The organism is Brevibacterium mcbrellneri ATCC 49030 (assembly GCF_000178455.1).
GTDB lineage: Bacteria > Actinomycetota > Actinomycetes > Actinomycetales > Brevibacteriaceae > Brevibacterium > Brevibacterium mcbrellneri.
On the sequence record NZ_ADNU01000031.1, the window covers coordinates 1 to 5,692 of the forward strand.

9 protein-coding genes are annotated in these 5,692 nt (G+C 57.0%); 4 read left to right on the forward strand and 5 right to left on the reverse strand.

What is annotated here, in order from left to right; all coding sequences use genetic code 11:
- The coding region (locus tag HMPREF0183_RS05125; RefSeq protein WP_005883536.1) for a choice-of-anchor M domain-containing protein at nucleotides 1-714 on the reverse strand (714 nt) is incomplete at its 3' end.
- A gap of 326 nt (nucleotides 715-1,040) precedes the next feature.
- On the opposite strand from HMPREF0183_RS05125, the gene HMPREF0183_RS05130 reads away from it, so the two are divergent.
- Both HMPREF0183_RS05130 and HMPREF0183_RS05135 read left to right on the forward strand, forming a co-directional pair.
- The gene (locus tag HMPREF0183_RS05130; RefSeq protein WP_005883538.1) at nucleotides 1,041-1,736 is read left to right on the forward strand and encodes a DUF3800 domain-containing protein; all 696 of its coding nucleotides are present in this window, start codon (nucleotides 1,041-1,043) and stop codon (nucleotides 1,734-1,736) included.
- Nucleotides 1,733-2,260 carry a hypothetical protein gene (locus HMPREF0183_RS05135; protein WP_005883540.1) on the forward strand — a complete coding sequence of 176 codons (528 nt, stop codon included), beginning with the start codon at nucleotides 1,733-1,735 and terminating at the stop codon, nucleotides 2,258-2,260. The genes HMPREF0183_RS05130 and HMPREF0183_RS05135 overlap by 4 nt, the downstream gene beginning before the upstream one ends.
- A gap of 174 nt (nucleotides 2,261-2,434) precedes the next feature.
- Here the strand turns inward: HMPREF0183_RS05135 and HMPREF0183_RS05140 are convergent, their stop codons facing one another.
- Both HMPREF0183_RS05140 and HMPREF0183_RS05145 read right to left on the reverse strand, forming a co-directional pair.
- The gene (locus tag HMPREF0183_RS05140; protein WP_005883542.1) at nucleotides 2,435-3,046 is read right to left on the reverse strand and encodes a type ISP restriction/modification enzyme; all 612 of its coding nucleotides are present in this window, start codon (nucleotides 3,044-3,046) and stop codon (nucleotides 2,435-2,437) included.
- 206 nt (nucleotides 3,047-3,252) lie between these two features.
- Entirely contained in the window at nucleotides 3,253-3,714 is a 462-nt protein-coding gene (locus HMPREF0183_RS05145; protein ID WP_005883543.1) for a hypothetical protein, read from the reverse strand.
- Nucleotides 3,715-3,747: 33 nt separating this feature from the next.
- Here HMPREF0183_RS05145 and HMPREF0183_RS13045 point away from each other — a divergent pair, with 33 nt between their 5' ends.
- Entirely contained in the window at nucleotides 3,748-4,224 is a 477-nt protein-coding gene (locus tag HMPREF0183_RS13045; RefSeq protein WP_050775352.1) for an N-acetylmuramic acid 6-phosphate etherase family protein, read from the forward strand.
- Here the strand turns inward: HMPREF0183_RS13045 and HMPREF0183_RS13385 are convergent.
- Complete coding sequence (locus HMPREF0183_RS13385; protein ID WP_005883545.1) at nucleotides 4,169-4,411, reverse strand: hypothetical protein; 243 nt, start codon at nucleotides 4,409-4,411, stop codon at nucleotides 4,169-4,171. The two genes, HMPREF0183_RS13045 and HMPREF0183_RS13385, sit on opposite strands and share 56 nt — an antisense overlap.
- Nucleotides 4,412-4,603: 192 nt before the next feature.
- Between HMPREF0183_RS13385 and HMPREF0183_RS12800 the strand changes: the two genes are divergently transcribed.
- Entirely contained in the window at nucleotides 4,604-4,771 is a 168-nt protein-coding gene (locus HMPREF0183_RS12800) for a hypothetical protein (protein ID WP_156798158.1), read from the forward strand.
- A gap of 13 nt (nucleotides 4,772-4,784) precedes the next feature.
- Here HMPREF0183_RS12800 and HMPREF0183_RS05160 read toward each other — a convergent pair.
- Nucleotides 4,785-5,692, reverse strand: a 908-nt coding sequence (locus HMPREF0183_RS05160) for an Abi family protein (protein ID WP_005883547.1), incomplete at its 5' end; no start/stop codon positions are given.

Genomic DNA, 5,692 nt, shown 5'->3' on the forward strand with positions numbered 1-5,692 from the left:
TTTTTCATCTGCCGGGTTCGTACCGCCCACGCGCCACACCAGTGTGGTGGGTTTCGAGGCGGTGAAGGCACCATCAGTCGTCCGCGCACTTGCGTCGAATGTGACTTCGTAGCGACCCGGCTTGGTAAAAGTCGTGATGTTGTGGGTGTGCGTACCTGGGTCGAGCCACACGGTACGTGAAACCTTGTCGTGGGAGGAGAACAAGCGAGTTACGGGCAGGTTGCCGAACGTCGAGTAGTTGAACATGTTCATTTCGCCGGGGCCGTTGAAGCCCACGAGTTCCAAAGCGAAGTTCTTGTCACGGAACTTTTCAATAGGAACTCCGGTGTCAGCGCCAAAGCCTGACCAGATGGGGCTGTTGCCGGGCCCTGGGACCTGTGGCGCCATGTAGAGAAGCTGGCCGTTCGTGCCAAGGAAGCCGAGGCGGTGGTCGTCAGTGACCGAGAAGATGTAGTTCTGGCTACCGTCGTCGTTGTAGCCACGGCCCACCCAGTTGGCGGTCTTGTCGAGCGGAGCTGTTTTCCCGTTGGCCTGTGAGTTGATGTCGAATGTGTTCGACGCTTTGTTCCAAAAAACTTTGGGCGCGTCAATGTGTGCCTTCGTCTCGACGCTGCGATCGTCATCTGGCCCCGCGAAGACAGGAACAGTGGCGAACGAAAAAGCAGTGATCGCAACAGTCGCGAGCGAGGCACAAGCGGCACGAAGTGCGCGCATGAACCCCTCCTTTAGTGGTAAGAAATCTCGCTGACACGAGCCAGCGAAATAACATTATTTTGACACAAGGAACCTTGCCGCATAAATAAGTGCCCACGAATGCTATGCAGGTCCGCTTATACGCCGTGCTGAGCCGATAAAACCAGGCTTCATGAGGATGAGGGGCGCTAGAGGACACACTCCCTGCGGTAGCGGTCTATGTGCAAAAGGGAAGAACAGGGAAACACCCCAGGGCTAGGTGCCGTCGCAGTACACTTGGCAGTTAATAACTACCTTGTTCCGCGAGCGCAAGATCACTGCAACCTTTGAATTGGAGGAGGCCAACCGTGTCCTCAGTGAATATTTACTGTGATGAGAGCACGCACTTACCTCATGATGCTCAGCCCTTCATGGTCCTGGGAGCCGTCGTTTGTCCAGTGAGTTGTTCACGGGAAGCGAACGTGCGCCTACGCGAGATTCGAAGTAAGCACGGAGTGCGCTCTGACTTTGAGATCAAGTGGACCAAAGTCTCCCCCTCAAAAGTTGATTTTTATATGGACGCCATCGACTACTTCTTTGACGATGACGATCTGAACTTTCGTGCTGTTGTCGCACCAAAGCAGGGGCTTGATCATGATCGTTTCGACCAGACACATGATGACTGGTACTACAAGATGCTGTTTTATCTCATTCGAAATGTGCTGCCCGCACAGAATGAAGCATTCATCTACTTGGACAGAAAGGACACCAACGGCCCAGAGAAAATCGACCGTTTACGGAAAGTCATCGCTAACGCTGAGTATGACTTCGATCGAAGGAACATTCGCAGGTTGCAAATTGTCGAATCGCACCATGTGGGTCTTCTGCAACTCGCCGATCTTCTCATTGGCGCAGTCAATTACGCCAACCGCAATGATGTGGCAAGCGAAGCAAAGCTACGGTTGATCGAACGGATTCGAGAGCGTTCAGGTGTGAGTTTGACGCAGACCACGCTTCTTTCAGAAACAAAGATGAACATTTTCCGGTGGCGATCTCAAGGATGAATCCGAACGACCGTTTCCCGCTCGGACCCTACCCAGATAATGATGAGTTAACGAACGACAAATACATCGAGGGCCTATACCAACTCTTCTTATCGAACTTCATCTACGACCCTCTGCCATGGAAAAGCGATGGTCAGCATGTAAGTCTTCGCAGACACCCGGAGGTCGAAGGGCGTCACGCTGTCTTTTGGCACATCATTTCAGGTGGCTCAGGGGCAGAGACTGCGCGCAAAGTAGATATGCAACGATGCATTCGTCTGCGGTGGGTGCGTATTCTCGTTGAGATCTTTAACAATGAGTTTCCAGAGGAAATTGATATCCGCTGGTGGGTAGATAAAAAACGATCTTCGAACTCCAGATACGTCCTCACACGCCCAGAGTTCGACTACATTGTAGTCATTGAACAGCGTTCAACCTATGCTCTCCTTGTCACGGCATATTATGCAGAACAAAAGCACCGTCGCAGAAAACTGAAAAGGGTGCACGACGAGTTTTGGCAAAAGCAAGAGCCGCCCACAAAGTGAACGGCTCCAGATACTCCTTCAACACCTGGTTGATGAGCTAGCTCTAGTTTAACACCCGACTAACCGGGCGCGTTAGTGAGTAGCGCAACAACCCCCTTCCTCAAAAAGGATCACACAGCCACAGATCCCCTTGAGCCTGTCCTCTAAATCGCACGCCCACCTGCCTCTTCAACGTCAGCTTGGGTAGCGACCACACGCATTCACCGTCTCCACGCTCACGTGGGTGACCTTCTTAATGAGCTCCACAATGTAACGCGGGTTCCCGTGCTCCAACCCCCAGTCATTAGGGTCGTTGACAATCCCGGACGCCTTATCGGTCTTCACCTGATACCGATCCAGAATCCACTCCAACGCCGAACGCGACCCCAACACATACTCATGCGCCTCATCCGGGATACCCGTCAACGTAATGTTGTCGTTCACCACGATCTGACTCTTGTCAGGAGTACGCGCCTTTCCGCCCCAACGCAGCTTATTCACCCGATAAAACTCAGGATCACCGTCGTCACCCAAGACGGTTTCTTCACCCAACGGATACTCTGGCTGCTCCTCATAGCGGATGTGCAACTCAAGCAGGTGCTCACCTGCCTCAACGAACTTTCCGAAATCCTCCGAGGTGTCCGGCAACGGAATCCTGGGCAACTGCCGCTTGAGGTCCGCCGTCGCGGCGTGGAAGTCGTCGGCCAACCTGCCCAGGTCCACCCGGTACTGGCTGATGCGCGCACCCCGACCATTGGGTTTGAGTGTGATCCCCTCCGCAGCCCAGTGCCTTGCGGCGTCGGCCATCAGGTGCGGGGGCAGGTCGCCGGAGGCGTTGGTGACGCGCCACCACTGTGCGCAGCACCAACTCGGTGAGGGTCTCGTCCATGGGACGACGCTACCGCTGTCGCCAGACGCTACCCCTGTCTACAGGCGCTGCCGCTGTGTGTAAAGCCCGCCGGTATGCGGGCGGGGTCTGAAGCGGACGGTAGCTTCTGGAGCCAACGGTAGCGTCAGCGAGTCGGAGCATCAGGAGTACGCGCAGCGAGGATCTTCACCAAGGCGTGAACACCGACCGAGATGGCCGGGACCAGCAGGACGGCGGTGAGCATCATGGTTCCCAGGCTCACGAGCATCTCGGAGGCTTCGGCCTGCACCCCCGTCGCCCATGTCAAGACGAGCACCACGGCCACGACTGCTGCCAGTAGAGCGATCCAGCGCCAGGGTGAGGGCGACACCCTGCGCAGCTCGCGCAGCAACTTCGTCTGCCACCAACTGGCAATCGCCAGCAGCACCAGACACAGCACCAGCATCGTGCCGAACGCGACCCAGACCGCGAGGACCCTGTCGCCCGGCCACGGCATGGTTAGCGCGGCGAGCACCAGCCCCATTAGCAGGCAACCCAGGTACAGGATTATCCAGAGGAACGGAACCAGCTGCTCAGATGTCCATCGAGGGTTTGCGTCGAAGATCATTGGCCCATTATCTCACGCCCTGAGTCCAGGCTCTTGAACCTGTCGGGCGGTACCGTTTCTGGATTGGAAGAAGCACGTGAACCTGCCGAGGCGTTCGCCTTCGAATTTGATCAGGCCGGCGCGGTTGCCGCTGTGAAGCTTGCGGATGACTGGGCCAAATTCGTCGAGGTGGAGGAGTTCGACTTTGCGCTGCTTTACACCTACGCGGAGCAGCATGCGCAGGCCCTGCCGCAGATCACCGCCGCCACCGAGGAGGTCTCGCACCGTTTCAACGACGGCGGCGGTCTGGTCTACGTCGGGGCCGGGACCTCGGGTCGGCTGGGCGTGCTGGACGCCTCGGAGTGTCCGCCCACGTACAACACCAGGCCGGAACAGGTGGTCGGGCTGATCTCCGGCGGTGACCACGCCCTGCGCAACGCCACGGAGGGTGCGGAGGACGACGCCGCACTGGGCGCTAGCTGTTCTGCCCGGAGAGGTTGGGCACACGCGCGGCTGGCAGTTGGCCCTTGAGTGAGGTGTGGCCTCTGTGGTGATTGTAGTGGTGCCGCCACTCGGGGAAGGCCTCGACGCGTTCGGTTTCTGAATCGTCGTTGTAGTCGGCTAGCTCAAGGCGGGTAAGCAAAGTACCGTAGTCACCCGCTACGTCGTACACACGTCCTTCGGTCGGTTCCAGAATTTCCACCAGGGTGCGAACCACTGAACATGGGGTGTAGAACTCCCCACCTCGGCCCGCCTTGGGAGTCTGACACTTTTCCCAGCCCCACTCACCTTCCGGCGCGCACAACCTTTACTGGCTTGGCTGGGTTCCATTATCATACTTACAGTGGCGCGGCAAAGGCGCCCCCAGGCCAAGAGACACGGTGAGGGAAAAGAGATAAGGGAACAGGCGATGACTACGTGGTACAAGATCTACCCACTTAGCGCCCAGCGTGACTTCTGGGCCGTGCCCATGTGGGAGGACAAGCCTGAACTCGGTTCACCCACCCTTGAAGACGGCAGAGAAGTCAAAAACGTCATTGCCGACGGGTACGAATGCGACTACTACCGCAAAGGTTAAGAGCTGCGAAGAGCTAGCGGTCGGAAGTAAGTAGCTTTGGCGCCATTTCGCCGTAGCGGGCTGGGGTTGCGATGCCTGCGGCGAGCAGGGCATTCGTGGCAAGGATTGGCTCGACTCGGTTGGCGAGCCAATCCTTCTGGAGTCCCGTCTTGGTGGCGACTTGGTCAAGCGCTACGAAGATCTTGTAGATCGAGTGATCGCCGAACTGGCGGTGGTCTCGTTTGGCTCGTCGGGCAATGTTAGAGAGGAGTCCTGGACGGTCGAGAACAGCGTGGTTCCACAGCTTTGCGCAGTGGGCGTTGCGGTTGCGTAAGTAGACGAATGACCGGACTTGGCTTGGCAGTGTGGTTGGAGAAACGTTCATCGACGCTGCCATGTCATGCAGGACGCCGGACTTGCTTGAAGCCTCGATGAGCCTGGACAGGCTGCCAAACGAGAAGGCCTCAACTGCTACCCAGATGGGCATACGTGCGTAGGCTTCGATGCTGTAAGCGCAGCCCGTCTTGATTTCATCGCGGTAGTGAGACACAAAGGTCTCCTTGCTGCGACCCAGATTCGACAGTGCATGTTCTTCGACACGTTCGTCATTAGGATCAGGCGATTGCGTGAACCCGTCACCACGGGCGAACTTTCCGATCGCTCCGACACGTTGGGCGTAGTAGTAGGCGAACCGGGTTCTGAGGAGAACCTCGATCGGGTGGAGGACTTCGTCGCACACTGCAACCAGGTCTTGTTCGGCTTCGTAGAGTCGCTGGATCACTTCGAAGGATGAACCGTCGAGGAAGTGATTGTTGCCCGCCATTGGGTCAGCTTGCCAGTAACGGAAATATCCTGAGAGACGGTAGTAGTTCACGCGAGATAGGAACTCGGCTGCTGATGCGGTGTCGGTGACGGTCAAACCGCGTGCTTGAAGCAGTTTGA

Bases quoted from the DNA above. Each gene is read 5' to 3' on its own strand.
- HMPREF0183_RS05135 (WP_005883540.1), top strand. From the start codon at position 1,733: ATGAATCCGAACGACCGTTTCCCGCTCGGACCCTACCCAGATAATGAT.
- HMPREF0183_RS05140 (WP_005883542.1), bottom strand. From the start codon at position 3,046: ATGGCCGACGCCGCAAGGCACTGGGCTGCGGAGGGGATCACACTCAAA.
- HMPREF0183_RS05145 (WP_005883543.1), bottom strand. From the start codon at position 3,714: ATGATCTTCGACGCAAACCCTCGATGGACATCTGAGCAGCTGGTTCCG.
- HMPREF0183_RS12800 (WP_156798158.1), top strand. From the start codon at position 4,604: ATGACTACGTGGTACAAGATCTACCCACTTAGCGCCCAGCGTGACTTC.